Raw genomic sequence first — 26,579 nt, 5'->3', positions numbered from 1 at the left:
CGGTGCGGCGCTTGCCACGGCGATGACGCCGGGACAATGCGCAGGCGTACAGTCCGCCGCGAACGCCGCAGACCGGCGCTTCTCGGCGCCGCCGCGCGGCCGCTGCAGGTTTTTTTGCCCGGCAAAGGTTGGCGCTGCGGCTGCGGGCCGCCACAATAGGGGTTTCCCCCTCATTAGTTGCCGGAGTTGCCCGCATGGCCGAAATCAAGGAAGCACTTGTCCCCGATATCGGTGACTACAGCGACGTCCCGGTAATCGAAGTGCTGGTGGCGGTCGGCGACACGGTGAAGAAGGACCAGAGCCTGGTCACCCTGGAGTCGGACAAGGCGACGATGGAAGTGCCGTCGCCGTTCGCCGGCGTGGTCAAGGAGCTGAAGGTCAAACTCGGCGACAGCCTGTCCGAAGGCAAGCTGGTGGCCTTGATCGAAGTGGCCGAGGACGGCGCCAGCGCCGCCGCACCTGCTTCGGCAGCGGCCAAGGCCGCGCCCGCGCCGGCCAAGCAGGAACCGGCCCAGCCGGCGCCGGCCGCGCAGCAGGCGACCAAGCCGGCGGCGGCCGCGGGCGGCGGCGGCATCGTCGAGGCGCGCGTGCCGGACATCGGCGACTACAGCGACGTGCCGGTGATCGAAGTGCTGGTCGCGGTCGGCGACACCGTGGCCAAGGACCAGAGCCTGGTGACCCTGGAATCGGACAAGGCAACGATGGAAGTGCCTTCGTCGGTGGCCGGCGTGGTCAAGGAACTGAAGGTCAAGGTCGGCGACAGCCTGTCCGAGGGCAAGGTCGTGGCGCTGATCGAAGTGGCCGGCGCCAGCGCCGACGCGCCGGCGGCAGGCGCGATCCAGCCCAGCGCCGAGACCGGCGGCGGAGTGGAGCCGGTGCCGGCCTCGGCCGCGCCGGACAAGCTCGCGCAGCGCGAGATCGCCCAGGTGCAGACCTCGGCGCCGGCCAAGGCGGCCGCCGCGCCGTCGGCCGGTACCCCGAGCAGCCCGCCGGTGGAGTTCAACGCCGACAGCGTGCTGCCGCAGAAGGTGCCCTACGCCAGCCCGGCGGTGCGCGTGTTCGCCCGCGAACTGGGCGTGGACCTGTTCCAGGTCAGCGGCACCGAGCACGGCGGCCGCATCACCAAGGACGACGTGCAGCGCTACGTCAAGGCCGCGCTGGCCGGCGGCGTGCCGGCCGCCGCAGCTGGCGGCGCGGCGTCGGCCGGCAGCGGCAACGGTCTGAACCTGCTGCCGTGGCCCAAGGTCGATTTCGCCAAGTTCGGCGAGGTCGAGGTCAAGCCGCTGTCGCGGATCAAGAAGATCTCCGGCGCCAACCTGGCGCGCAACTGGGCGATGATCCCGCACGTCACCCAGTTCGAGCAGGCCGACATCACCGACCTGGAAGCCTTGCGCGTGGCGCTGAACAAGGAGAACGAGAAGGCCGGCATCAAGCTGACCATGCTCGCCTTCCTGCTCAAGGCCAGCGCCGCGGCGCTGAAGCAGTTCCCCGACTTCAACGCCTCGCTGGATGCGGCCGGCGAGAACCTGACCCTGAAGAAGTACTTCCACGTCGGGTTCGCCGCCGATACCCCGAACGGGCTGGTGGTGCCGGTGATCCGCGACGTGGACAAGAAGGGCGTGGTCGAACTGGCGCGCGAGAGCGGCGAGCTGGCCAAGAAGGCGCGCGACGGCAAGCTCGGTCCGGCCGAGATGAGCGGCGGCTGCTTCTCGATCAGCTCGCTCGGCGGCATCGGCGGCACCGCGTTCACGCCGATCGTCAACGCGCCGGAAGTGGCGATCCTGGGCGTGTCCAAGTCGGCGATCCAGCCGGTGTGGAACGGCAAGGAGTTCGCGCCGAAGCTGATGTTGCCGCTGTCGCTGAGCTACGACCACCGGGTCATCGACGGCGCCGCCGCGGCACGCTTCACCACCTACCTGAGTCAGGTGCTGGCGGACATGCGCCGCGTGCTGCTGTAAGTCCTGCCGCAACGGCGCCGCGCCTGGCGCGGCCCGTGTTTCCCCCACCTGCGTGCGCCGCGTCCATCGCGGCGCCGCCGTAGAACTGCAATCGCCCGCCGGCGCGCCGGCCGGGCCACAGGAGAAGCTGCATGGCGGTCATTGAGGTCAAGGTCCCGGATATCGGCGACTACAGCGAGGTTCCGGTCATCGAAGTGCTGGTCGCCGTCGGCGACACGGTGAAGAAGGATCAGGGCCTGCTGACCCTGGAGTCGGACAAGGCCACGCTGGAAGTGCCGTCGGCGGCGGCCGGCGTGATCAAGGAATTGAAGGTCAAGCTCGGCGACGTCCTGTCCGAGGGCGCGGTGATCGCGCTGCTGGAAACCGAGGACGCCGGCGCCGCGCCGGCCGCTGCGCCCGCGGCGGCCAAAGCCGAGGCGCCGGCCAGCAAGCCGCCGGTGGCGCCGTCGCACCGCGCCCCGGCCGAGCCGCCGGCGCCCAAGCCGGCGCTGGCCAGCGGCAAGCCGGCCGATATCGAATGCAAGATGGTGGTGCTCGGCGCCGGCCCCGGCGGCTACACCGCCGCGTTCCGCGCCGCCGACCTGGGCCTGGATACGGTGCTGATCGAGCGCTACGCCAGCCTCGGCGGCGTGTGCCTCAACGTCGGCTGCATCCCGTCCAAGGCGCTGCTGCACGCGGCCGCGGTGATCGACGAGGTGGCCCATGCGGGCGACTTCGGCGTGACCTTCAGCGCGCCCAAGATCGCCCTGGACAAGCTGCGCGCGTACAAGGAAAACGTGGTCGGCAAGCTCACCGGCGGCCTGGCCAGCATGGCCAAGCAGCGCAAGGTGCGCACCGTCACCGGCGTGGCGTCGTTCGTGTCGCCCAACGAGCTGGAGATCGTCGGTGCCGACGGCAAGACCCAACTGCTGCGTTTCGAACACTGCATCATCGCCGCCGGTTCGCAGGCGGTGAAGCTGCCGAACTTCCCGTGGGACGACAAGCGGGTGATGGACTCCACCGACGCGCTGGAGCTGCAGGAGATCCCCAAGACCCTGCTGGTGGTCGGCGGCGGCATCATCGGCCTGGAAATGGCCACCGTGTACAGCGCGCTGGGCAGCAAGGTCACCGTGGTCGAGTTCATGGACCAGCTGATGCCGGGCGCCGACAAGGACCTGGTCAAGCCGCTGGCCGATCGCCTGAAGAAGCAGGGCGTGGAGGTCTACCTGAAGACCAAGGCCACCGAGGTCAAGGCCGACAAGAAGGGCATCACCGTGTCCTTCGAGGCCGCGGCCGCGGGCGAGCAGCCGGCGCTGGGCGCGACCAGCTACGACCGCGTGCTGGTCGCGGTGGGCCGCTCGCCGAACGGCAAGAAGATCGGCGCGGAGAAGGCCGGCGTCAACGTCACCGAGCGCGGCTTCATCCCGGTCGATCGGCAGATGCGCAGCAACGTGCCGCACATCTTCGCCATCGGCGACATCGTCGGCAACCCGATGCTGGCCCACAAGGCCACGCACGAGGGCAAGCTCGCCGCGGAAGTGGCGGCGGGCGAGAAGAAGGAATGGGTGGCGCGGGTGATCCCGTCGGTGGCCTACACCAACCCGGAGATCGCCTGGGTCGGCGTCACCGAGACCGAGGCCAAGGCCAAGGGCCTGAAGGTCGGCGTGGCCAAGTTCCCGTGGGCGGCCAGCGGCCGCGCCATCGGCATCGGCCGCACCGAGGGCTTCACCAAGCTGATCTTCGACGAGGAAACGCACCGCATCGTCGGCGGCGCCATCGTCGGCGTGCATGCCGGCGACCTGCTGGCCGAGATCGGCCTGGCGATCGAGATGGGCGCGGAGGCCGAGGACATCGGCCACACCATCCACGCCCATCCGACCCTGAGCGAGTCGGTCGGCATGGCCGCCGAGGTCTACGACGGCACCATCACCGACCTGTACATCCCTAAAAAGAAGTAAACCGCCTCGCGCCTGCGATGCCGACGACGCCCCGCCGCTGCGGGGCGTCGTCGTGTCTGCGCTGCGGCGATTGTGGAGAGCCCGATGCGCGAAATGCCGCTGTGCCCCGAACTGCAGGCGTTGCTGGACCGCGAACTTGGCCAGGGCAACCGCATGCAGGAACCGCCACACTGCAGCGACTGGCCCGAGCCTGGCTCGGTGTTCGTGGCCTTGCGGCACGATCTGCGCAGCGCCATTGGCGATCTGCCCGCGGCGGTGCGCCGCACGATATGCCGCGATCCGCACTACGGCTGGCACGACGAGTGCTATTGCGAACTGCACAAGCACTTGTTGGTCGCGGGCGCCACCAAGCTGCCGTGACGGGGGCTGCGGCGCGGCGACCCGGTCGATCCGCCTGGGCGGCGCGCCTGCGCTGGCACGTAGTGCGACGCGCTCCCTGCGGACGCAAGAAGGCCCGCGCATGGCGGGCCTTCTCTGGGTGCAACGGAGATCGCGCGATCAGAACGCGAAGGTCACGCCGGCCACCGGGCCCTTGAACTCCTGCTTCAGGCCGACGTTGGTCAGCGACGCGGAGTTGGAGTCGGTCTCGCGGTCTACGTCCAGCTTGAACCAGTCGTAGCCGGCGAAGATGCCGAAGTTCCGGGTGAAGCGGTACTCGACGATCGCATTGGCGCGGCTCAGGTCGCCGTCGTACTTGCCGAAATCGCCCCACTTGGTGTTGACGTACTGGCCCTGCGCGCTGAACAGCCAGTGCTCGTTCGGCTGGGCGGTGAAGCGCACGCCGACCACCGGCGCGGCGCCGTCCTCGCTCTCGTCGATGAAGGTGCCCGAATACAGGTCGCCCAGGTCGGCGTAGGCATTGGCCTGCACCTTGGCCCATTCGGCGCCGATCTGCAGGCCGAGGCTGAACTGCGGGGTGTCGATGACCGAGTAGTCGTACACCAGGCTGGCGACCTGGTACTTCAGCTCGCCCTTGACGAAGCTGCCGGCCGGCACGGTGGCGCCGTCGTAGCTGAGGTCCTCGCCCAGTTCCTCGCGGCGGTCCTTGTCGTACTTGAAGTAGTCGAAGATCAGGCGTTGGCGGGTGCTGATGCGGAACATGCCGTCCACGCGCGGCTCCCATTCCTTGCCGCCGAAGTCGAAGTCCTGCGAGCCGGAGATCTCGTTGCCGGCGATGGTGGTGTTGCCGCGCAGGGTGTTGTCGTTGTCCACGTTCATCGCGCCGAGACGGATGGTGAAGCGGTCGTCGGTGTCTTCGGCGTGGGCGGGGAGGGCGTAGGCGGCGGCGAGCGCGCACGGCAACGCAAGGGCGAGCAAATGTTTCATAGGGGGCGAAGCTCCGTCATCTGGGGATGGATGCGCCGATGGCGAGCGCCACCGCGTGCCGCAACTATCCTTAAAACCATGTCCACCATCCGTGAAGGTATGGAGGTGCATCGGTCACAGAATCGCAGGCAAAAAGAAGAGCCCCGGTCGCCCGGGGCTCCATGGGTCCGCGCTGCAAATCGACGAGGATGGGCGCAGTCCCTGCAGGATCGGACCGGGGACGGGATGAAAAGTTCCCACGCAAATCCCTGTTGCGATGCATCAATGCGGGCCGCGGTGCGGGTCCGCGACGTGCTATCGTTGGCGGCTTGGCTCGATCGGGGGACGGCCGCGACCTTTGGCGGTTGTCTCGCAAATTGTCCCATTGCTATAATTCCGCGGCTCGACGGACGCGAAGACGTCCTCAACCCACCACCAACTGCAGGATTTTCTGTGCTGAACTCCGTTGATGCGGGTCGGCGGCTGATGCTGCGCGCAGCGATTTACCCGCTGGTGGCGGTGGCCGTGGTTTCCCTGGCGTTCCTGCTGCTGGGGCCGAAGTACGCCATGGGCGCTGCCGCAACCGGGCTGGCGACGGTGGCGGGAGGATGGCTGGCGGCACGCACCGCGTTGAGCGGTGGCGTGCAGGCGGCAGGTGCGGCGATGGCGCGGTTGATCGTGGCCATGGTGCTGAAGTGGGTGTTGGTGTTCGCGGTACTGGCGCTGGGCTTTGCCTGGTGGCGGCTGCCTCCTCTGGCCCTGTTGGCGGGTATCGCCGTCGGGCTGATGTTCCAGGTTCTGGCTCTGGCCAGACGTTGATCGAATCACGATAAAGGCTCAGGACTCATGGCGGGCGAGGAAGCAACCCCTACCTCCTACATCCAGCACCACCTGCAAAACCTCACCTTCCAGGTGCAGGAAGGCGGGTTCTGGCAGGTGCACGTCGACACCCTGGTGATGTCGGTGCTGTCCGGCCTGTTGATGGTGTTCGGCTTCTGGATCGCCACGCGCAAGGCCACCGCCGGCGTGCCGGGCAAGTGGCAGGCGTTCGTGGAGATCCTGCTGGAGTTCGTCGACCGCCAGGCCAAGGACACCTATCACGGCACCAGCAAGCTGGTGACCCCGATCGCGATCACCCTGTTCTTCTGGATCCTGATGATGAACCTCATCAAGATGATCCCGGCGGACTTCATCGCGATCCCGCTAGCCTGGGCCGGCATTCACTACTGGAAGCCGGTGCCCACCGCCGACGTCAACGCCACCCTGGGCATGTCGATCAGCGTGTTCTTCCTGATGATCTTCTTCTCGCTGCGCTCCAAGGGCGTGGGCGGGATGACCAAGGAATTCCTGACCGCCCCGTTCGGCAAGTGGATGCTGCCGTTCAACCTGATCCTCAATATCGTCGAGTGGGTCAGCAAGCCGATCTCGCTGGCGATGCGACTGTTCGGCAACATGTTCGGCGGCGAGATCGTGTTCCTGCTGATCTGGGTGCTGGGCGGTGCCGGCATCTTCGGCGCGCTGGCCGGCGGCGCGTTCGGCTTCGGCTGGATGCTGTTCCACCTGCTGGTGATCCCGCTGCAGGCTTTCATCTTCATGATGCTGTCCATCGTGTATCTGAGCCTGGCGGAAGACAGCCACTGACGTTTCTGCTTCACGCGTTTTACGCAACCCTTCGTTCGATTCACCATCCTCAAGCAACTTTGTTCTCGGAGAAAACCATGTACTTCGCCGTCCTGACCAACCTCGCCCAAGTCCAGAGCTCCACCGTCCTCGCCGTCGGCATCATGATCGGCCTGGCCGCGCTGGGTGCCGGCCTCGGTCTGGCCATCATGGCCGGCAAGTTCCTGGAGTCGGCCGCGCGCCAGCCGGAACTGATCCCGGTGCTGCAGGTGCGCATGTTCATCACCGCCGGCCTGATCGACGCCGCGTTCATCATCAGCGTCGCGGTCGGCCTGCTGTTCGCGTTCGCCAACCCGATGATCGGCGAGTTCGTGTCGCGCCTGCCGCAGGGCGGTTGATCCAGTAGCACCGGCGGACGGCCGCAGCGATGCGGCCGCCCCGCTGCGGATGAAGGTTCGGACGCGCCCGCCGCGATGGCGGCGCGTCCACCCCGTCACTTTGGCTGAGCGTACCCAATGAATATCGGTCTCACCCTCTTTGCCCAGGCGCTGGCGTTTGCCGGTCTGATCTGGATCGTCGCGACCAAGATCTGGCCGCCGCTGATGAAGGCCATCGAAGAGCGCCAACAGAAGATCGCCGAAGGCCTCGCCGCCGCCGATCGCAGCCAGAAGGATCTGGCGCAGGCGCAGGAAAAGGTCAACGAAGCGCTGAAGGACGCACGCGTCAAGGCCAACGAAATCATCGACCAGGCCCACGCGCGCGCCAACCAGATCGTCGAAGCGGCCAAGAACGAGGCGATCGCCGAGGCCAACCGGCAGAAGGATCTGGCCCAGGCCGAGATCGATGCCGCGGCCAACCGTGCGCGCGAAGAACTGCGTCGCCAGGTGTCGCTGCTGGCAGTGAGCGGTGCGGAAAGGCTGCTCAAGCGCGAAATCGACGCCAACGCCCACAAGGCGCTGCTCGACGAGCTGGCGGCGGAGATCTGAGATGAGCCAGGCCCTCACACTGGCGCGTCCGTATGCCCGCGCCGCGTTCGCCGCGGCCAGCGATGCCGGCAAGCTCGCGCCCTGGTCGCAGGCCTTGGCGTTCTCCGCCCAGGTCGCCGCCGATCCGCGCGTGGCGGCGTTGCTGCACAACCCGCAGCTGCAGCGCGAGCAGGCGGTGGCGCTGCTGGCGCCGCAGGTGGCCGACGAGCAGTACGCGCGCTTCCTGAGCCTGCTGGCCGAAGGGCAGCGGCTGCCGCTGCTGCCCGAGATCGCCGGGCTGTACGATCAGCTGCGTGCCGAGGCCGAATGCGTGGTCAAGGCCAACGTGACCTCGGCCACCCAGCTGAGCGACGCGGAGGTGGCCTCGTTGAAGGTGGCGCTGAAGCAGCGCTTCGGCCGCGAGGTCGAGATCACCACGGCGGTGGACGCTTCGCTGATCGGCGGCGCGGTGATCGACGCCGGCGACGTGGTCATCGACGGTTCGCTGAAAGGCAAGCTGTCGCGCCTGCAATCCGCACTGGCCCACTAAGAAGCGGGAATGGCGAATAGAGAAAAGAGAACCCGGCCCGGCGGCGACGCCACCAGCGATTCCCGATTCCCCATTCCCGATTCTCAAAGAAGCTAACCAAAAGTCGCCATCCGCCTTCGCGCGGTGGACGATCCGAAGGAAACCAAGATGGCAACCACGCTCAACCCCTCCGAAATCAGCGAACTGATCAAGAACCGCATCGAGCAGGTCAAGCTGACTGCGGAGTCGCGCAACGAAGGCACGGTCACCAGCGTGTCCGACGGCATCGTGCGCATCTTCGGCCTGGCCGACGTGATGCAGGGCGAAATGATCGAACTGCCGAACGAGACCTACGCCCTGGCGCTGAACCTGGAGCGCGACTCGGTCGGCGCCGTGGTGCTCGGCGACTACGAGAACCTGCGCGAAGGCGACGTGGCCAAGACCACCGGCCGCATCCTGGAAGTGCCGGTGGGCAAGGAACTGCTCGGCCGCGTGGTCAACGCGCTGGGCGAGCCGATCGACGGCAAGGGCCCGCTGGGCACCAGCGCGACCGCGCCGGTGGAGCGCGTGGCGCCGGGCGTGATCTGGCGCAAGTCGGTCGACCAGCCGGTGCAGACCGGCTACAAGTCGGTCGACGCGATGATCCCGATCGGCCGCGGCCAGCGCGAACTGGTCATCGGCGACCGCCAGACCGGCAAGACCGCCCTGGCGATCGATGCGGTGATCAACCAGAAGACCACCGGCATCAAGTGCGTGTACGTGGCGATCGGGCAGAAGGCCTCGACCGTCGCCAACATCGTGCGCAAGCTGGAAGAGAACGGCGCGCTGGCGCACACCATCGTGGTCGCCGCGACCGCCTCCGAATCGGCCGCGATGCAGTACATCAGCGCCTACGCCGGCTGCACCATGGGCGAGTACTTCATGGACCGCGGCGAAGACGCGCTGATCGTGTACGACGATCTGTCCAAGCAGGCCGTGGCCTACCGCCAGATCTCGCTGCTGCTGAAGCGCCCGCCGGGCCGCGAAGCGTATCCGGGCGACGTGTTCTACCTGCACAGCCGCCTGCTGGAGCGCGCCGCGCGCGTGTCCGAGGACTACGTGGAGAAGTTCACCAACGGCGAAGTGAAGGGCAAGACCGGTTCGCTGACCGCGCTGCCGATCATCGAAACCCAGGCCGGCGACGTGTCCGCGTTCGTGCCGACCAACGTGATCTCGATCACCGACGGCCAGATCTTCCTGGAAACCGACCTGTTCAACGCCGGCATCCGTCCGGCAGTGAACGCCGGCATCTCGGTGTCGCGCGTCGGCGGCGCCGCGCAGACCAAGATCATCAAGAAGCTGTCCGGCGGCATCCGCATCTCGCTGGCGCAGTACCGCGAGCTGGCGGCGTTCGCGCAGTTCGCCTCGGACCTGGACGAAGCCACCCGCAAGCAGCTCGAGCGCGGCCAGCGCGTCACCGAACTGATGAAGCAGAAGCAGTACCTGCCGATGTCGATCGCCAACCAGGCGCTGTCGATCTACGCGGTCAACGAAGGCTTCCTGGACGACGTGCCGGTCAACAAGATCGGCGCGTTCGAAGAAGGCCTGCACGCGCACTTCGCCAACACCGCCGGCGAGCTGATCGCCAAGGTCAACGACAGCGGCGACTGGAACGGCGAGATCGAAGCGGCGTTCAAGAAGGGCATCGGCGAGTTCAAGACCACGGGCAGCTGGTAAAGAGCCGGGATTTGGGATTGGGCATTCGGGATTCGTAAGAGCGGTGGTTCAGGGGGCTGGTCGATCCCCGATCATCGTTGCGAATCTTCAGATTCAGATATTTGGATTTGTAGGTGAGGTGGGTTTGGGAGCTTTAGCTAATCCCCAATCCCCAATCCCGAATCCCACGAGCGGAGCGAGCGAGTAATGGCAGGCGGACGCGAAATCAAAACCAAGATCAAGAGCGTGCAGAACACCCGCAAGGTGACGCGCGCGCTCGAGATGGTCTCGGCCTCCAAGATCCGCAAGGCGCAGGATCGGATGAAGACCTCGCGCCCGTACGCGCAGGCGATGAAGCAGGTGATCGGGCATCTGGCGCAGGCCAGCACCGACTACACGCATCCGTTCCTGGTGCAGCGCGACGAGGTCAAGCGTGTCGGCTACATCGTGATCTCCTCCGATCGCGGCCTGGCCGGCGGCCTCAACAACAATCTGTTCCGCAAGATGCTGGGCGAAGTGCGCCAGTGGCAGGATAAGGGCGCCGGCATCGACGTGGTCACCATCGGCCAGAAGGCCTCGGTGTTCTTCCGCCGGCTCAAGGTCGAGATGGTCGGCAGCGTCAGCCACCTCGGCGACGTGCCGCAGCTGGAGCAGCTGATCGGCGTGATCAAGGTGATGCTGGATGCGTTCACCGAGGGCAAGGTCGACCGCGTCTACCTGGTCTACAACCGCTTCGTGAACACGATGACGCAGAAGGCCAGCTTCGACCAGCTGCTGCCGCTGCCGGCGGCGGAGAACCAGGTCGCGCACCACGACTGGGACTACCTGTACGAACCCGATGCCGCGACCGTGCTGGAGCACGTGATGACGCGCTACATCGAGTCGCTGGTGTACCAGGCGGTGCTGGAGAACGTGGCCTCCGAACATGCCGCGCGCATGGTCGCGATGAAGGCGGCCAGCGACAACGCCAACAAGCTGATCAGCACCTTGCAGCTGATCTACAACAAGGCGCGGCAGGCGGCGATCACCCAGGAAATTTCCGAGATCGTCGGCGGCGCGGCGGCCGTCTAAGTGCCGGGATTCGGGATTGGAGAATCGGGATTGGCAAGAGCTGCGAAGCGCGCTTTTACGAATCCCGAATCCCGAATCCCCAATCACGAAATCCATGGGATGGCGCAGGCCATCCGCACAGAACTAAAGCTAACCGGAGCAGCAAAATGAGTCAGGGCAAGATCGTTCAGATCATCGGCGCGGTCGTCGACGTCGAATTCGCGCGTGCCGATGTGCCGAAGATTTACGACGCACTGAAGGTCGAAGGCACGGCCATCACGCTGGAAGTGCAGCAGCAGCTCGGAGACGGCATCGTGCGCACCATCGCGCTCGGTTCCACCGACGGCCTCAAGCGCAACCTGCTGGCGACCAATACCGGCCGCGCGATCTCGGTGCCGGTCGGCCCGGGCACGCTGGGCCGGATCATGGACGTGCTGGGCCGCCCGATCGACGAGGCCGGCGACGTGCAGGCCACCGATCATTGGGAAATCCACCGCGCCGCGCCGAGCTACGAAGACCAGTCCTCGGCCACCGAGCTGCTGGAAACCGGCATCAAGGTCATCGACCTGATGTGCCCGTTCGCCAAGGGCGGCAAGGTCGGCCTGTTCGGCGGCGCCGGCGTCGGCAAGACCGTCAACATGATGGAGCTGATCAACAACATCGCCAAGGCGCACTCGGGTCTGTCCGTGTTCGCCGGCGTGGGCGAGCGTACCCGCGAGGGCAACGACTTCTACCACGAGATGAAGGACTCCAACGTCCTGGACAAGGTCGCGATGGTGTACGGCCAGATGAACGAGCCGCCGGGCAACCGCCTGCGCGTGGCGCTGACCGGCCTGACCATGGCCGAGTACTTCCGCGACGAGAAGGACGAGAACGGCAAGGGCAAGGACGTGCTGCTGTTCGTCGACAACATCTACCGCTACACCCTGGCCGGTACCGAAGTGTCGGCGCTGCTGGGCCGCATGCCGTCGGCGGTGGGCTACCAGCCGACCCTGGCCGAGGAAATGGGCGTGCTGCAGGAGCGCATCACCTCGACCAAGACCGGCTCGATCACCTCGATCCAGGCCGTGTACGTGCCCGCGGACGATTACACCGATCCGTCGCCGGCGACCACCTTCGCCCACCTCGACTCGACCGTCGCGCTGTCGCGCAGCATCGCCTCGCTGGGTATCTACCCGGCTGTGGATCCGCTGGATTCGACCTCGCGCATGATGGATCCGAACGTGATCGGCCACGAGCACTACGACACCGCCCGCCGCGTGCAGATGACCCTGCAGAAGTACAAGGAACTGAAGGACATCATCGCGATCCTGGGCATGGACGAGCTGTCCGAAGAGGACAAGCAGTCGGTGTCGCGCGCGCGCAAGATCGAGCGCTTCTTCAGCCAGCCGTTCCACGTGGCCGAAGTGTTCACCGGCTCGCCGGGCAAGTACGTGTCGCTGAAGGACACCATCCGCGGCTTCAAGGGCATCGTCGAAGGCGAGTACGACCACCTGCCGGAGCAGGCGTTCTACATGGTCGGCAGCATCGAAGAAGCGGTCGAGAAGGCCAAGAAGATGGCCGAGAAGGCGTAACAGCCGGGATTCGGCATTCGGGATTAGGGATACGCAAGGCGGCATCGAGGGCGAGGGATTCGGAGTGAAGGCAAGGCGGCGTGACCGCTTTGGCCAATCCCGAATCCCCAATCCCCAATCCCGCCTCGCGCCAGCGAGGTAACCATGAGCACCATCCGTTGCGACATCGTCAGCGCCGAGCACGAGATCTACCACGGTGAAGCGACCCTGGTGGTCGCTACCGGCGAGCTGGGCGAGCTGGGCATCGCGCCCAAGCACGCGCCGCTGATCACCCGGCTCAAGCCCGGCAAGGTGGTGGTCACCACCGCCAGCGGCGAGCAGCTGGATTTCGCCATTTCCGGCGGCATCCTCGAGGTGCAGCCGCAGGTGGTGACCATCCTGGCCGACACCGCGATCCGCGCGCAGGACATCGACGAGGCGTCGGTGCGCAAGGCCAAGGAAGAAGCCGAGCGCATGCTCGCCAACCGCGGCGACGGCATCGACGTGGCCGAGGCGCAGGCCAAGCTGGCGGAAGTCACCGCGCAGCTGCAGGCGCTGGAACGCCTGCGCAAGAACCTCAAGCACTGAGCCTCGCTGCACGCGCCGCCTGGCGCAGGCATGCGACGAAGACGCCGGCAACTGCCGGCGTTTTTCGTTTGTGCGGTGCGGTTGGCCGCTTGCCGCGCGGCGCCGTTATGCAGCGGCGAAGAGAGTAGCTGGCGTAGCGTGCGTATGCCGGCATCGCCGCGCAACAGTGACATGGCGCACGGCGCTGGCTTTATCGCCGCTGACTCGATTGCGCGCGCGCGTCGCAACCGCGGCGTGCTGCAACGAAATCGTCCAACGGCTTGTGCAAGATGGCGGCCCGATCTGCGGACTCCTTCCCCCACGCAGACGGTTTTTCAGGAGAGACCCGATGACCGCTTCCGCTGCTGCCACACTTCCGCGCGTGCTGAGCGCACTGCTGGCAGGTACCGCCATGCTGGGCTGCGCGATGCCCGCGCGCAGCGCCACGCCGCTGGAGCCGCTGCTCGATCGCATCGTCGAACGCAACGCGATCGGCGACCAGGTCGCGCTGAGCAAGTGGGACAGCGGCAAGCCGGTACTGGACGCCACCCGCGAGGCCGCGGTGCTGGCCAGCGTGCGCGAACAGGCGCCGGCGCACGGCGTGGATGCGGACGACGCGGCGCGCTTCTTCGGCATGCAGATCGAGTCCAACAAGCTGGTGCAATACCAGTTGCTGGAGCGCTGGCGGCTGCGCGGCCGCGCGCCGGATCAGCCGCGCCCCGACCTGACCGCGCTGCGCGCGCGCCTGGACCAGTTGCAGGGCGAGATGCTGGACGCCCTGCAGGCCAATGCCGCGACCCGGCAGGCGCCGGACTGCCCGGCGGCGACCGCGCGCGCGGCCGAGGCCTATGCGCTGCGCTGGCAGCTGGACCAGGTCCATCGCACCGCGCTGGTGCGCAGCCTGGGCGATTTCTGCCACTGAGTGGGTGCGCGGCGTAGTCCGATTGCGCGCAGATGCGGTCGCAATTCGGTCAATTCTGTAGGAGCGGCTTCAGCCGCGACGGGCTTTCCCGATAGGGCCTGTCGCGGCTGAAGCCGCTCCTACAGGGATCTGTGCATGTTGAAGCCAGCGCCTAGCGCGCCTAGCGGTACACCAGGTGCCGCCCGACGAAGAACGACAGCACCGCCAGCACGCCCTCGACCACCGGCTTGGCCAGCCTGGCCAGGCGCAGGCCCAGCGCGTCCACGCACAGCGACACCAGCCAGGTGCTGAGCAGGGTCATCAGGATCCACATCGCCATGAAGCGGCCGAAGCGCTGCCAGCCCAGGCGCGCGCCGTCGTCGCTGGCGAAGGTGATGCGGCCGTTTAGCCAGAAGCCGAGCAGGGCGCCGCACACGCGGCCGAGCACGTTGGCCGGGATCGGCGGCATGCCGGCGGCGGTGGCCGCGACGAACACGCTCCAGTCGATCAGCAGTTGCAGCAATCCGATCAGCACGAATTGACCGCCCTGGCGCAGCAGACTCATGGAAGCCCTGGGTTGGGATCAAGCGCGCATGCTAGCGTCTGCCACGCAGATGTAAATGCCGCGGCATCGCGAGGCTGCGGGCGTTGCGGCACGCAGACACGGCTGCCTCTAAAATCCCCGTCTGACCCGGAATGGAACTTCCCCATGAGCCTGCCCCTGCACGTCGTGATCCTTGCCGCCGGTGCGGGCAAGCGGATGAAGTCCGCCAAGCCCAAGGTGCTGCAGCCCATCGCCGGCCGGCCGATGCTGGCCCACGTGATCGCAACCGCGCGCCAGCTGCAGCCGGCGGCGATCCATGTGGTCTACGGCCATGGCGGCGATGCGGTGCGCGCGGCCTTCGGCGACCAGCCGGATCTGCTATGGGCCGAGCAGGCGCGGCAATTGGGCACCGGGCATGCGGTGCAGCAGGCGATGGCCGCGGTGCCGGACGCGGCCACGGTGCTGGTGCTGTACGGCGACGTGCCGCTGATCCGTGCCGATACCCTGTTGCGCCTGCTGCACTCGCCGGGGCGGCTGGCGGTGCTGGTGGCCGAACCCGACGACCCCAGCGGCTATGGCCGCATCGTGCGCGACGCGGCGGGCAAGGTCGCGGCGATCGTGGAGCACAAGGATGCCGACGACGAGCAGCGCCGCATCCGCGCCATCAACACCGGCATCGTCACCGCCGAATCCACCGCGCTCAAGCGCTGGCTGGCGCAATTGCGCAGCGACAACGCGCAGGGCGAGTACTACCTGACCGATGTGTTCGCCGCCGCCGCTGCCGAATTCACCCCGGCGGAGATGGTGCTGGTGGCCGATCCGATCGAGGCCGAGGGTGCCAACGACCCATGGCAGCTGGCGCAGCTGGAGCGCGCCTGGCAGCTGCGCGCGGCGCGCGCGCTGTGCGAGCAGGGCGCGCACCTGCTCGATCCGAACCGGCTGGACCAGCGCGGCCGCGTGCGCGTGGGCCGCGACGTGTGCATCGACGTGAACGTGGTGCTGGAAGGCGAGGTGGAACTGGGCGACGGGGTCAGCATCGGTCCGTTCGTGCGGCTGAAGGACGTGGTGCTGGGGCCGGGCACCGAAGTGCGCGCGCACTGCGACCTGGAAGGCGTGGTCACCGAAGGCGCGGTGATAATCGGTCCGTTCGCGCGGCTGCGGCCGGGCACGGTGCTGGCCGACGGCGTGCACATCGGCAATTTCGTCGAGACCAAGAAGGTGGTGCTCGGCGTCGGCAGCAAGGCCAATCATCTGAGCTATCTGGGCGATGCGACGATCGGCAGCGGGGTCAACATCGGCGCCGGCACCATCACCTGCAACTACGACGGCGTGAACAAGTCGCAGACCACGATCGGCGACGACGTCTTCGTCGGCTCCAACAGCGCGCTGGTGGCGCCGCTGACGATCGGTGCGGGCGCCACCATCGGCGCCGGGTCGGTGATTACGCGCGATGCGCCGGCCGGCCAGCTCACCGTGGCGCGGGCGCGGCAGGCCACGCACGAAGACTGGAAGCGGCCGAAGAAGAAATAGCCGGCAGCGGGGCGCTGGGCGGCGCGTGACAGGCATCGCAACCGCACGCGCAGGGCCGCGCTAAGGTGGCGCGGCTGGCCGGATCCGGCGCCAGCGTCGCAACGCTCCATGGAGGTGTTCGATGTCGGTACGACGCATGCGATGGTGGGTCTTGATGGTGCTGGTGGCGGCGGGCGGCGTGCACGCGCAGACCTTCCGCCTGTACCTGGCGCCCGATGGCGACGATGCCGCGGCCGGGACCAGCGCCGCCACCGCATTGAAGACGTTGAGCGCCGCGCAGCAACGGCTGCTGGCGCAACCGCCGCCGGCGGCGGTGGAAATCGTGGTCGCGCCCGGCACCTATCTGGGCCAGTCGGTGCGCTGGACGTTCCGCAACGGCGTGCCGCTGCGCATCGTCGCCGCCTCCGGTGCGAGCACGATGCCGCACTTCGACGGACGCGGCGGCGGTACCTGGTTCACCCTGCGTGGCGGCGGCAACCAGCGCACCCAGCTGCAGTTCGTCGGTCTGGAAGTCAGCGACTACTGGATGGCGATGGACCTGGGCAGCAGCAACGCGGCTGCCGACGGCAACGCCGGCAACGAGATCCGTGGCATGCGCTTCGTCCGCATCGGCGGCATCCACGGCCAGGGCGATCCGGCGTATTCGTATGCGGCGATCCGCTTGCAGAATTCGCGCGACAACGTGATCGCCGACAACCAGTTCAGCGCGATCGAGAACAGCAAGGAAACCTCCGGTTACATCCATGCGCTGTACCTGGCGCGGCATTCGACCGGCAATACGGTCGAGGGCAACAGCTTCACCGACGTCAACGGCGACGTGGTGCGCACCCGTGATGCCTCCGACGATACCGTTGTGCGTGGCAACCACTTCGTGCGCGCCGGCAAGTACGCCGCGTTCTCCGACTGGTTCGACCCGGACCAAGGCGAATGTCCGTCGCAGGGCGGGCGCTTCGTCGACAACACGGTCGGCGCCGGTTACTACGGCGCGATTCCGGCCACGGCCACGACGGGCGCCGACGACGCCTGCGGTGCGCTGGGCACGCCGCGCATCGTCGAGAGCGGCACCGTACACGAGTAAGTCCGTATGCACCCTGTAGGAGCGGCTTCAGCCGCGACAGGTTCTACCGGAATGTCTGTCGCGGCTGAAGCCGCTCCTACAAGGGGGCGTGAGGCGCTAGCTCGCCGATGCCAGCGGCAACTGCACCGCCACGCACAGCCCGCCTTCGTCGCGGTTCTGCAGCGACAGGCGGCCGCCGTGCGCTTCGACGATCTCGCGGGTCAGCGCAAGGCCCAGGCCGGTGCCGTTGCGCTTGGTCGAATAGAACGGCATCAGCGCGTTGTGCAGCACTGCTTCGTTCATGCCGCTGCCGCGGTCCAGCACCTCGATGCGCAGCCATTCGGGGCGGGTGGAGACGCGGATACGCACGCTGTCGGCTGGTGCCTGGCCTTCGGGGCTGGATTCGTGCGCGTTCTTGACCAGGTTGAGCAGCGCCTGCTGCAGCTGCGCCGGATCGACCCGGCTGTGCAGGTCGGGCGCTTCCAGTTCCAGCGCGAACGGGATCTGCTGTTGCAGCCCGGCCAGGAACTGCGCCCAGTGCACGGTCTGCAACTGCGGCTGCGGCAGCTTGGCGAAGCGCGCGTAGCCGCGGATGAAGCCCTCCAGGTGCCGCGCGCGCTCCTCGATGGTGCCGAACACTTCCTCCAGCCGCTCCACCTTCTGCCGCCGCACCAGCTCGGCGCCGGAGTGCGCCAGCGAGGCGATCGGCGCCAGCGAGTTGTTCAATTCGTGGCTGATCACCCGGATCACCTTCTTCCAGGTATGCACTTCCTGGCGGCGCAGTTCGGCGGTGAGCAGGCGGATCAGCAGCAGTTCGTGCGGGCGGCCGTTGAGGCGGAAGCGGCGCCGCGACAGGTGGTAGACCTGCTCCTCTTCCGGGTCCTCGTCGTCGTCGATGGTGAACAGGCTGTCGCCGCCGCGCGCCACGGCCTCGCGCAGCGCCGGCGGCATGCCCAGCAACAGGTCGTCCAGGCGCTGGCCTTCCAGTTTCCAGCCGCCATGCAGCAGCTTGCGCGCGGCCAGGTTGGAGAACACCACGCGGCGCAGGCCGTCGCCGCCGTTGGAGGTCAGCAGCATCGCCACCGGGGTGTTCTGCACCATGGTGTCGAGCATCAGTTCGCGCTGCGCCAGGCCCTGGCGTTGCTCGCGCAGGATCTCGCCCAGGTGTCGGTGCGCGGCGACCATCTCGCCCAGTTCGTCGTCGCCGCGCCAGTGCACGCCGAAGTTGTATTCGCCGTCGCGGTAGCTGCTGACGGTGCCGGCCAGGGCGCGGAACAGCGAGCGCATCGGCGCGGTGGCGCGGCGCAGGGTCAACCACATCAGCGCCAGCAGCGACAGCGCCGAGAACGTCACCACTTCCCAGCCGCGGTCCATCCAGTACGCCAGCAGCCAAGGCATCGCCGCGGCCAGCGCCAGCACCGGCAACAGGCGCAGGAACAGGCCGACGGTGAACGAGCGGCGCAGTTTCATTCGCGAGGGATTCCGTAGCGGTCCATGCGCCGGTACAGCGCCTGCCGGCTCATGCCCAATTCGGCCGCGGCCTGGGCGATGACGCCGTTGGCGCGCCCGAGCACCGCGACGATACGCTCGCGGTCCGGTTCGGCGCCGGGCGCCGGACGCTGCGCTGCAGGCTTGGGCAGGTTGAGGTCGGCGGCCTCGATCAGGCGGCCGCCGGCCAGCAGTTCGGCGCGCTGGACGACGTTGCGCAGCTCGCGCACGTTGCCGGGCCAGGCATGCCGCTGCAGCGCCTGCGCGGCGCCGGCCGACAGCGCCTTGGCGCCGGACAGGAAGTGCTCGGCCAGCGGCAGGATGTCGCCGGGGCGGTCGGCCAGCGCCGGCAGCGACAGTTCCACCGCATTGAGCCGGTAGTACAGATCCTCGCGGAAGCTGCCTTCGCGGATCATCGTGGTCAGGTCGGCATTGGTGGCGCTGATCACCCGCACCTTGACCTGGCGCTCGCGGTTGGAGCCGAGCCGTTCGAAGCGCCCGGTTTCCAGCACGCGCAGCAGCTTCATCTGCCCGGCCAGCGACAGGTTGCCGATCTCGTCCAGGAACAGGGTGCCGCCGTCGGCGGCCTCGAACTTGCCTTCGCGGACCTTGTTGGCGCCGGTGTAGGCGCCGGCCTCGGCGCCGAACAATTCGGCTTCGATCAGCTCGGCCGGAATCGCGCCGCAGTTCAGCGCCACGAACGGGCCCTGCCGCATCGGCGAGTTGGCCTGGACGATTTCGGCGATCTTCTCCTTGCCGCTGCCGTTGGGGCCGGTGATCAGCACCGGCAGTTCCGAGCGCGCGACCTGGCAGGCCAGGGCGATGGCGCGCTCGCTGGCCGGGTCGGCGAACACCGCGCCGCGCAGGTCGTAGCGCTGCGCCAGCTGCTGGCGGTGGCGGCGTTCGCCGTCGCGGCGCCGTTCCAGTTCGCGCCGCGCCTCGGACAGTTCCAGCAGGTTGTTGACCGTGGTCAGCAGCTTGCGGTCGTCCCAGGGTTTGGCCAGGTAGTCGGCGGCGCCGGCCTTGACCAGTTCCACCGCGCTGCTGAGCTGGGTCCAGGCGGTGAGCAGGATCACCGGCAGGTCCGGGTGGCGCGCGCGGATCGCATCGAACAGCGCCACGCCTTCCTCGCCCGAGGTGGTGTCGGCGGTGAAGTTCATGTCCTGCAGCACCAGGTCGATATCGCCCTCGGCCAGTCGCTGCAGCCCGGCATCGGGGCTGTCCGCATGCACTGTCTCGATGTCGTGCAGCGAGAACAGCACTTCCAGCGCGGTGGCGACGGCGGGGTTGTCGTCGATGATCAGGATGCAGGGCATCGGGAACCTTGTCGGATGGCTTGGGCGGAACGGGCGAATGCCGGGCGAAGCGGCATCATCGCAGTCCCGGTGTGGCTTGTCGTGTGCGACAGCGGCTGCCGGCGTGCGGCTGATGCCAGCGCGGGCACGCGCGATGCGGCGACCACGCGCATGCGCATCACCGAGACGCCGCAGGCGACAGCTGCGCCGCGCGAACCGCCGGTCCGCGCATCGCCAGCCAGCCGGCAGCGAGCAACAGCAATGCGATGGCCAGCGCGGACAGCGGTGGCGGCGACAGCGCTGCGGCATCCGGCAGGACCCGGCGCAGCAGCGCGGCGACACCCGTGCCGATGGCGACGCCCAGGCCGCACAGCAGCAGGTTCTCGTGATGCAGCTGCCGGCGGATCTGCGCCGCGCGCGCGCCCAGCGCACGCCGCAACGCGATCTGCCGATAACGCTGGCGCACCATCAGCTCGCTGATGGCGTAGACCGTCGCGGTCGTGGCGAGCAACCACAGCGCCGCACCTGCAGTCAGCAGCATCAGCCGCTGAAGATGCACGCGCCGTTGCTGCGAGCGCAGTTCGCCGGCGCTGCCCAGGTCATGCATCCGCCCCGCTGCGATCCGTTGCGCATCCGCCCCCAGGCGCGCGCGGACCTGCATCGGATCGCCGTGCGCGACGCGCAGCACATACAGCGCGTCGCCGTCATCGCGCAGGCGCAACGCCAGGATGGCGCCGTCCTCGTCGCCGGCGCCCGGCGCACGCAGCCGCTCGACGATGCCGACCACCCGTGCCGGCGGCCCGCCGCCCAGATACACCGCCTCTCCCACCGCGTCGCGGCCCGGGAACAGCCTCGCTGCCAGCGACTGGGTCAGGATCACCCGCTGCGCCAGGTCCAGCGCGGTGGGCGAGGCGAGGTCGCGGTACTCGTCGCTGGCGAAATCGCGACCGCGCTGCAGGCGCAGGCCCAGCGCGGCCACCAGTCCGGGACCACCGAGGTAGGTGGTCACGCGGAATTGTCCGCCGGCACCGTCGGCGCGCGGTCCCATCAGCGTGCTCCACTGCTCGGGTCCGAACGGCAGCTGATTGATCGCCGCCACGTGCAGGACGCCGGGGATCGCACCCAATGCCGCGACCTGGCGCTGCGCTTGCGCGGCGGACACGCGGCCGTTGAGCCGCAGCGTCAGCAGATGTGCGTCGTCGTCGATGCCGCTGGAGGCGTGCATCCGCGCATGCGCCTGCGACGCCAGCGTGCCCATGGCGAGCAGCACCGGATAGCCGAGCGCCATCTGCAGCACGATCAGCGCCGCCAGCAGCGGATGCCTGCACGGCGAGATCAGCAATCGATCCATGCGCCGGATTGCCCCGCTCAGGCGCTGCGCGTGGCGACCGCCGGCGGTACCCGGGTAGCGCGGCGCGCCGGCCCGAGCACCGCGAGCTGGCCGAGCAGCCACAGCGCCAGCGCGCCGACCGGCAGGTACCACAGCGGCAGCCGTGGCAGTTCGTAGGCGCTCATCAGGTACAGGTTGGCGGCATAGGCCAGCAGCATGCCCAGGCCGATCCCGGCGCTGGCGAGCAGGAAGTTCTCCAGCTGGAAATAGCGCAGCACCTGGCCGCGCGTGGCGCCGAGCGCGCGGCGCACGCCGATCTGCTTGGTGCGCTGCTGCACCCAGAAGCTGGCCAGGCCGACGATGCCCAGCGCGGTGATCAACAGCAGCATCGCGCACACCGCGACCAGCAGCCAGGCCATCGCGCGGTCGTTGCGGTAGTAGAGCGCGCGCGCCTGCTCCAGGGACACGCTGCTCTGGTCGCGGATCATGCGCCGCGGCCCCTGCGCGAGCAGCAGCTTGCGCGCCTGCTGCTGCACCGCCTCGCGCTGCGCCGGGTCGTCCACGCGCAGCACGTAGGTGCCGCGGGTGTAGGGCATGTTCACCGGGAACAGCATCGCGCTTTCGTAGTCCATCGCGGAACCGTAGTCGCGGGGTTGGACCAGGCGCTCGACCACGCCCACCACCCGTTGCTGGCCGTACACGTAGATCGATTTGCCGATCGCCGACTGCCCGGGAAACAGGCGCTGGGCCAGAGTCCGGCTCAGGATCACCGACGGCACCACGGCCTTGTCGTTCGGGTCCATCAGGTGCGCGTAGTCGAGGATCTCGTCTGCGTTGAAGCGGCGGCCCTCCACCAGTTTCAGGCCCAGCGTGTCGAGCAACTGCGCGTCGCCGAAGTAGTTGGTGGCGCTCAGCGTGGCGCGTTGCTGGTCCGGGCCGAGCGAGACGCCGCTGGAGCCGATCGAGCTGCCGAACAGCGGCTGGTTGACGACGCTGGCGTTGCGCACGCCGGGAATGCGCCGCAGCGCATCCAGGTCCGCGCGGGTGAGCGCGGCGGCATCGCTTTGCCCGAGGACGTTGCCGACCTTGACGTAGACCAGCTGCGATTCCGCCGCGCCGGTGGGGCGCTGGATGTTGTGCAGGCGCGTGCCGATCAGGAACAGCGCGTTGCAGACCACGGCGCAACTGAAGGCGATCTCCAGCACGATGAGCAGTGCGGCGATCTTGTGCTTGCGCAAGCTGGAGAGGATGGGGCGGATATGCACGGGAACGTTCCTGATGGGAAGGAGGGTGCGCGGCGCGTCACTGCGACTTGAGTTGCAGCGCGGTCTGCACGCGCATGGCCTGCCACGCCGGCAGCGCGCCTGCCAGCAGGCTGCTGCCCAGGGTCAGCGCCAGTGCGGTCAGCAGCATGCTGCCGTCCATATGCGCCAGCCCGGCATAGTCGGCCGGCTGCTGCCGCACCAGCCACAGGCCGATCCAGGCGAACAGCAGGCCGATCGCGCCGCCAACTGTGCCGATCATTGCCGCTTCCACCAGGTGCTGGGCGAAGATCGCCCGGCGCGATGCGCCGAGCGCCCGCCGCACGCCGATCTCGCCGCCCTGGCGCAGGAACTTGGCCAGCATCAGGCCGACGGTGTTGAGCAGGCAGATGCCGAGGAACACCAGCGCCAGCCACAGCTGCAGGCGCACGTCGGCGGGCACCGCATGATTGCGGTCCAGCCAGGTCATCACGTCGCTCAGGCGCGCATCGGCCGGATGGCTGAAACGGCCGGCATCGTGTTGCTGGCGCGCGTAGCTGTCCAGGTAATCGCGGTAGGCGGTGCGCTTGCCGGCGTCGGCGAGTTCCACCCAGTACTGGATCCACGCGCAGGGCGCGTTCTCGCTGTCTTGGCCATCGCCGCTGCTGCCCCAGCACTCCATGCTGCCGCTCGCTCCCATCTGCAGGTCGCGCGAGGTCGAGAACGGGATGAAGATGTCCTCGCTGTCGCCGTATTCGGTGTTGGTCAGGTCGTAGAAGCGCGGATTCATGCTCCAGTCTTCGGTAACGCCGACGATGCGCAGCATGCTTTCGCCGACCTGCAGGTCGCGCCCGGTGCTGTCCACGTCGCCGAACAGCTGATCGTTGAGCTTGCGCGAGAGCACTGCCACGCGCGCGCGCCGCGTGTCGTCCTCGGCGGTCCAGGCGTGGCCGTAGCGCATCGGGACCGCGAACATCGGGAAGAAGTCGGACGAGGTGAAGCGTGCTTCGACGTGGGCCGGCGTCTGTTCGGCCTTGACCGGCACCACGTTCACGCCGCCGGCGGACATCATCGCCTGGCGGTCGCCGCGCTTGTCGCGCAACAGCGCTTCGGCATCGCGGCGGGTCAGCTGCAGCGGTTCGGTTGCGCCCGGTTCGTACTTTTCGTCCGGATAGACGTTCATCTCCACATAGAACAGCTGCGCGCTCTTGCCCGGGATCGGGTCGGCGGCCAGGACGTGGAACACGGTCAGCGTGGTCATCGACGCACCGATGCCGACCGCGATGGCGAGCACCATCAACGCGGTCAGCAGCCGGTTGCGGCCGAAGCTGTGCAACGCCAGTTTGCAGTAGTAGCCGAACATGGGAAGTCCTGGAAAAAAGGCCGGCATGACGCCGGCCAAAGGGGACGCTTCAAGCGCTGCGCGTGGCCACCGCCGGCGGCACCGCCGCGGCGCGGCGCGCCGGCGCGAACACCGCGATCTGGCCGAGCAGCCACAGCGTGACCGCACCGAACGGCAAGTAGTACAGCGGCAGCCGCGGCAGTTCGTACTTGCCCATCAGCCACTGGTTGATCGCATACGCCAGCAGCATGCCGAGCACGATGCCGGTGCTGGCCAGCAGGAAATTCTCGGTCTGGAAGTAGCGCAGGATCTGCCCGCGGGTGGCGCCGAGCGCGCGGCGGATGCCGATCTGCCTGGTGCGCTGCTGCACCCAGAAACTGGCCAGGCCGACGATGCCCAGCGCGGTCACGATCAGCAGCGCGATGCACACCGCACCGAGCAGCCAGACCATCGCGCGGTCGCCCTGGAAGTATTCGTCGCGGATCTCGGCATAGGTCTGCTGTTTCAGCACCAGGCGGCTGCTGTCCACCTTCATCAGCGCCGCGGTCGCCGCGGTGAGCACTTCCTGGCGCCGCGCCGGGTCGGTGACGCGCAGCACGTACAGGCCCTTGGTGTAGTTCAGGCGCAGCGGCAGCAGCATCGCGTAGTCGATCTCGGCCAGGCCGCTGGTCGCGGCCGGCCGCGCCAGCGTGTCGACGATGCCGACCACGCGCACCGGGATCTGTCCGATATAGAGGGTCTTGCCGAGGGCATTCTGCCCGGGGAACATCTTCTCCGCGGTGGCGCGATTGAGAATGATGGCGGTACCTTTTTTCTGCGCGTCCCTGTCGGTTTTCGCGATTTCCAGATCGAGGTATTCGTCGGGCGTGAAGTCGCGCCCGCCCACCAACTGCAGCCCCAGGGTCTGCAGCGTGCCTTCCTCGGCCATGTACTGCGCCGCGTTGAGGGTGGGCCGCTCCTGGTCCGGGGTCAGCGACAGGCTGGTGTTCGAGGAGTAGTGCACGAACGGCACCTGGTTGAGCACGGTCGCGTTGCGCACGCCCGGCACGGCGCGCAACGCGGCCAGATCCTCGCGGGTGCGCGCGGCCGCATTGACCTGCTGGCCGATGCCGCCGAGCGAGACCGTCACCAGTTCCGACTCGGCGATGCCGCTGGGCCGGTGCAGGGTCTCGATGCGGTTGCCGATCAGGAACAGCGCATTGCACACGATCGCGCAGGCCAGCGCGATCTCGAGCACGATCAGCGCGGCGGCGGTCTTGTGCCGGCGCAGGGTGGAAAGGATGGGGCGGATGTCCATGGCGATAACCTTGTGAGGGACCTTCGTTGGCGGTCTGCCCGCCGCCGTGCGGCGGGGGCGATGATCAGGACGATTTGAGCTGCAGCGCCGGCGCCACCTGGATCGCGCGCCAGGCCGGCAGCAGGCCGGCCAGCAGACTGGCGGCCAGGGCCAGGGCGAAGGTCAGTGCCAGCATCGTAGGGTCCATATGGGCGAGCTTGGCGTAGCTGGAGGGCTGCTGGCGCACGGCCCACAGGCCGAGCACGGCCAGGCCGAGACCGGCGATGCCGCCGGCCAGGCCGATGGTGCCGGCTTCGACCAGACACTGCGCGAAGATCGCACGGCGCGAGGCGCCCAGCGCGCGGCGCACGCCGATCTCGCCGCTGCGGCGCAGGAACTTGGCCAGCAGCAGACCGACGGTATTGAGCAGGCATACCAAAAGAAAACCCATCGCCAGCCACAGCTGCAGGCGCACGTCGCCCGGCACCACTTCGTTGTGGTCCAGCCACTGCATCACGTTGCGCAGGCGCACGTTGTTCGGACGCTGGAAGCGGCCGGCGGCGCGCTGCTGGTTGGAGTAGTTCTCTAGGTAGGCCTTGTAATCGGCGGCCTGCGCCGGGCTCTCCAATTCCGCCCAGTACTGCATCCAGGTGCAAGGCGCATTGAGCGAGGTCTGATCGCCGTTGCTGTCGCCGAAGCAGTTCATGTTGCCGTTGCGGTCTATCTTCAGGTCCATCGCGACTGAGAACGGCAGGTAGGCCTGTTCGTCCGAACCGTAAGTGTTGGTGATGTCGTAGAAGCGCGGATTGGGGGCCCAGGTGTCGAGCACGCCGATGATGCGGAACGTGTTCTGGTCCATGCGCAGTTCGCGGCCGACGCTGTTGGCGCCGTCGTACAGCTTCTCGTTGAGCTTCTTGCTGATGACCGCCACCCGCTCGTGGCGTTCGTCTTCCGTACCGGTCCAGCCGTGGCCGTACAGGAACGGCGTGTCGAACATCGGGAAGAAATCCGCTGAGGTAAGCCGTACTTCCGACTTGAACGGTTTCAGCCCGCTCCTGAGCGGCTCGATCGCCGCCGACCCGCCGGTCATGATCGCCTGCCGCTTGGCGCGTTTCTCGCGCAGCAGCGTTTCGGCGTCGTAGCGCGTGTTCTGGAAGTCCGGCTCCTCGCCGGGCTGGAAGCCGGCTTTCGGCTGCGCATCGACCTGCACGTAGAACAACCGATCGCTCTTCTGCGGGATCGGGTCGCCGGAGAGCACGTAGAACACGGTCAGCGTGGTCATGCTGGCGCCGATGCCAAGCGCGATGGCCAGCACCATCAGCGCGGTGAGGACCTTGTTGCGGCGGAAGCTGCGCAAGGCGAGGCGGAAGTAATAGCCGAACATGGGTGGCTCCGG

At 67.9% G+C, this 26,579-nt stretch carries 24 protein-coding genes; 15 read left to right on the top strand and 9 right to left on the bottom strand.

Features of this window, described 5'->3' with window-relative positions; translation table 11 throughout:
- Window positions 1-194 precede the first annotated feature (194 nt).
- The 3 genes from aceF to HEP75_RS18715 all read left to right on the top strand — a co-directional run bounded on the left by aceF (window position 195) and on the right by HEP75_RS18715 (window position 4,255).
- Window positions 195-1,958 carry a dihydrolipoyllysine-residue acetyltransferase gene (gene aceF, locus HEP75_RS18725; RefSeq protein ID WP_185824516.1) on the top strand — a complete coding sequence of 588 codons (1,764 nt, stop codon included), beginning with the start codon at window positions 195-197 and terminating at the stop codon, window positions 1,956-1,958.
- 131 nt (window positions 1,959-2,089) lie between these two features.
- A complete protein-coding gene (gene lpdA / locus HEP75_RS18720) occupies window positions 2,090-3,895 on the top strand; it encodes a dihydrolipoyl dehydrogenase (protein ID WP_185824515.1) in 1,806 nt (601 codons plus the stop codon).
- A gap of 84 nt (window positions 3,896-3,979) precedes the next feature.
- A complete protein-coding gene (locus HEP75_RS18715; RefSeq protein WP_185824514.1) occupies window positions 3,980-4,255 on the top strand; it encodes a hypothetical protein in 276 nt (91 codons plus the stop codon).
- Window positions 4,256-4,393: 138 nt separating this feature from the next.
- Here HEP75_RS18715 and HEP75_RS18710 read toward each other — a convergent pair whose 3' ends face one another.
- On the bottom strand, window positions 4,394-5,221 hold the full coding sequence (locus tag HEP75_RS18710; RefSeq protein WP_185814068.1) for a hypothetical protein: 828 nt from the start codon (window positions 5,219-5,221) through the stop codon (window positions 4,394-4,396).
- A gap of 432 nt (window positions 5,222-5,653) precedes the next feature.
- On the opposite strand from HEP75_RS18710, the gene HEP75_RS18705 reads away from it, so the two are divergent.
- The 10 genes from HEP75_RS18705 (at window position 5,654) to HEP75_RS18660 (ending at window position 14,101) form a co-directional block, all read left to right on the top strand.
- Window positions 5,654-6,019: an ATP synthase subunit I gene (locus HEP75_RS18705; RefSeq protein ID WP_104558638.1), complete on the top strand. Its 366-nt coding sequence runs from the start codon at window positions 5,654-5,656 to the stop codon at window positions 6,017-6,019.
- Between the two features lie 27 nt (window positions 6,020-6,046).
- Window positions 6,047-6,841, top strand: a complete 795-nt coding sequence (gene atpB, locus HEP75_RS18700) for a F0F1 ATP synthase subunit A (protein ID WP_185821121.1) — start codon at window positions 6,047-6,049, stop codon at window positions 6,839-6,841.
- 77 nt (window positions 6,842-6,918) lie between these two features.
- Window positions 6,919-7,218, top strand: coding sequence for a F0F1 ATP synthase subunit C (atpE, locus tag HEP75_RS18695; RefSeq protein WP_046978353.1), 300 nt, complete (start codon window positions 6,919-6,921; stop codon window positions 7,216-7,218).
- A gap of 117 nt (window positions 7,219-7,335) precedes the next feature.
- Window positions 7,336-7,806 (top strand): F0F1 ATP synthase subunit B, encoded by a 471-nt coding sequence (locus HEP75_RS18690; RefSeq protein WP_185821120.1) that lies wholly within the window; start codon window positions 7,336-7,338, stop codon window positions 7,804-7,806.
- 1 nt (window position 7,807) lies between these two features.
- Window positions 7,808-8,335, top strand: a complete 528-nt coding sequence (locus HEP75_RS18685) for a F0F1 ATP synthase subunit delta (RefSeq protein WP_179568768.1) — start codon at window positions 7,808-7,810, stop codon at window positions 8,333-8,335.
- A 147-nt stretch (window positions 8,336-8,482) separates the two neighbouring features.
- Entirely contained in the window at window positions 8,483-10,030 is a 1,548-nt protein-coding gene (gene atpA, locus HEP75_RS18680) for a F0F1 ATP synthase subunit alpha (protein ID WP_185824513.1), read from the top strand.
- A gap of 186 nt (window positions 10,031-10,216) precedes the next feature.
- Window positions 10,217-11,080, top strand: a complete 864-nt coding sequence (gene atpG / locus HEP75_RS18675; protein WP_185814064.1) for a F0F1 ATP synthase subunit gamma — start codon at window positions 10,217-10,219, stop codon at window positions 11,078-11,080.
- Window positions 11,081-11,226: 146 nt separating this feature from the next.
- Complete coding sequence (gene atpD / locus HEP75_RS18670) at window positions 11,227-12,633, top strand: F0F1 ATP synthase subunit beta (protein ID WP_179568762.1); 1,407 nt, start codon at window positions 11,227-11,229, stop codon at window positions 12,631-12,633.
- A gap of 144 nt (window positions 12,634-12,777) precedes the next feature.
- On the top strand, window positions 12,778-13,200 hold the full coding sequence (locus HEP75_RS18665; RefSeq protein ID WP_145705148.1) for a F0F1 ATP synthase subunit epsilon: 423 nt from the start codon (window positions 12,778-12,780) through the stop codon (window positions 13,198-13,200).
- 328 nt (window positions 13,201-13,528) lie between these two features.
- On the top strand, window positions 13,529-14,101 hold the full coding sequence (locus tag HEP75_RS18660; protein ID WP_185824512.1) for a chorismate mutase: 573 nt from the start codon (window positions 13,529-13,531) through the stop codon (window positions 14,099-14,101).
- A 160-nt stretch (window positions 14,102-14,261) separates the two neighbouring features.
- Here HEP75_RS18660 and HEP75_RS18655 read toward each other — a convergent pair whose 3' ends face one another.
- Window positions 14,262-14,645, bottom strand: coding sequence for a GtrA family protein (locus HEP75_RS18655; protein ID WP_185824511.1), 384 nt, complete (start codon window positions 14,643-14,645; stop codon window positions 14,262-14,264).
- 144 nt (window positions 14,646-14,789) lie between these two features.
- Here HEP75_RS18655 and glmU point away from each other — a divergent pair, with 144 nt between their 5' ends.
- Complete coding sequence (gene glmU, locus HEP75_RS18650; RefSeq protein ID WP_185824510.1) at window positions 14,790-16,154, top strand: bifunctional UDP-N-acetylglucosamine diphosphorylase/glucosamine-1-phosphate N-acetyltransferase GlmU; 1,365 nt, start codon at window positions 14,790-14,792, stop codon at window positions 16,152-16,154.
- A 136-nt stretch (window positions 16,155-16,290) separates the two neighbouring features.
- Window positions 16,291-17,232 (top strand): right-handed parallel beta-helix repeat-containing protein, encoded by a 942-nt coding sequence (locus HEP75_RS18645; RefSeq protein WP_255423902.1) that lies wholly within the window; start codon window positions 16,291-16,293, stop codon window positions 17,230-17,232.
- 96 nt (window positions 17,233-17,328) lie between these two features.
- Here the strand turns inward: HEP75_RS18645 and HEP75_RS18640 are convergent, their stop codons facing one another.
- The 7 genes from HEP75_RS18640 to HEP75_RS18610 form a co-directional block, all read right to left on the bottom strand.
- Window positions 17,329-18,681 carry a HAMP domain-containing sensor histidine kinase gene (locus HEP75_RS18640; RefSeq protein WP_185824508.1) on the bottom strand — a complete coding sequence of 451 codons (1,353 nt, stop codon included), beginning with the start codon at window positions 18,679-18,681 and terminating at the stop codon, window positions 17,329-17,331.
- On the bottom strand, window positions 18,678-20,015 hold the full coding sequence (locus HEP75_RS18635) for a sigma-54 dependent transcriptional regulator (RefSeq protein WP_185824507.1): 1,338 nt from the start codon (window positions 20,013-20,015) through the stop codon (window positions 18,678-18,680). The genes HEP75_RS18640 and HEP75_RS18635 overlap by 4 nt, the downstream gene beginning before the upstream one ends.
- A gap of 157 nt (window positions 20,016-20,172) precedes the next feature.
- Window positions 20,173-21,345: an FtsX-like permease family protein gene (locus tag HEP75_RS18630; protein ID WP_185824506.1), complete on the bottom strand. Its 1,173-nt coding sequence runs from the start codon at window positions 21,343-21,345 to the stop codon at window positions 20,173-20,175.
- 17 nt (window positions 21,346-21,362) lie between these two features.
- Entirely contained in the window at window positions 21,363-22,589 is a 1,227-nt protein-coding gene (locus HEP75_RS18625) for an ABC transporter permease (RefSeq protein WP_185824505.1), read from the bottom strand.
- A 37-nt stretch (window positions 22,590-22,626) separates the two neighbouring features.
- Window positions 22,627-23,928: an ABC transporter permease gene (locus tag HEP75_RS18620; RefSeq protein ID WP_185824504.1), complete on the bottom strand. Its 1,302-nt coding sequence runs from the start codon at window positions 23,926-23,928 to the stop codon at window positions 22,627-22,629.
- Between the two features lie 49 nt (window positions 23,929-23,977).
- Entirely contained in the window at window positions 23,978-25,204 is a 1,227-nt protein-coding gene (locus HEP75_RS18615) for an FtsX-like permease family protein (protein ID WP_185824503.1), read from the bottom strand.
- Between the two features lie 64 nt (window positions 25,205-25,268).
- Window positions 25,269-26,567: an ABC transporter permease gene (locus tag HEP75_RS18610; protein WP_185824502.1), complete on the bottom strand. Its 1,299-nt coding sequence runs from the start codon at window positions 26,565-26,567 to the stop codon at window positions 25,269-25,271.
- Window positions 26,568-26,579 lie beyond the last annotated feature (12 nt).

The organism is Xanthomonas sp. SI (genome assembly GCF_014236855.1).
GTDB lineage: Bacteria > Pseudomonadota > Gammaproteobacteria > Xanthomonadales > Xanthomonadaceae > Xanthomonas_A.
This window is presented reverse-complemented; position numbering and strand designations above follow the sequence as displayed.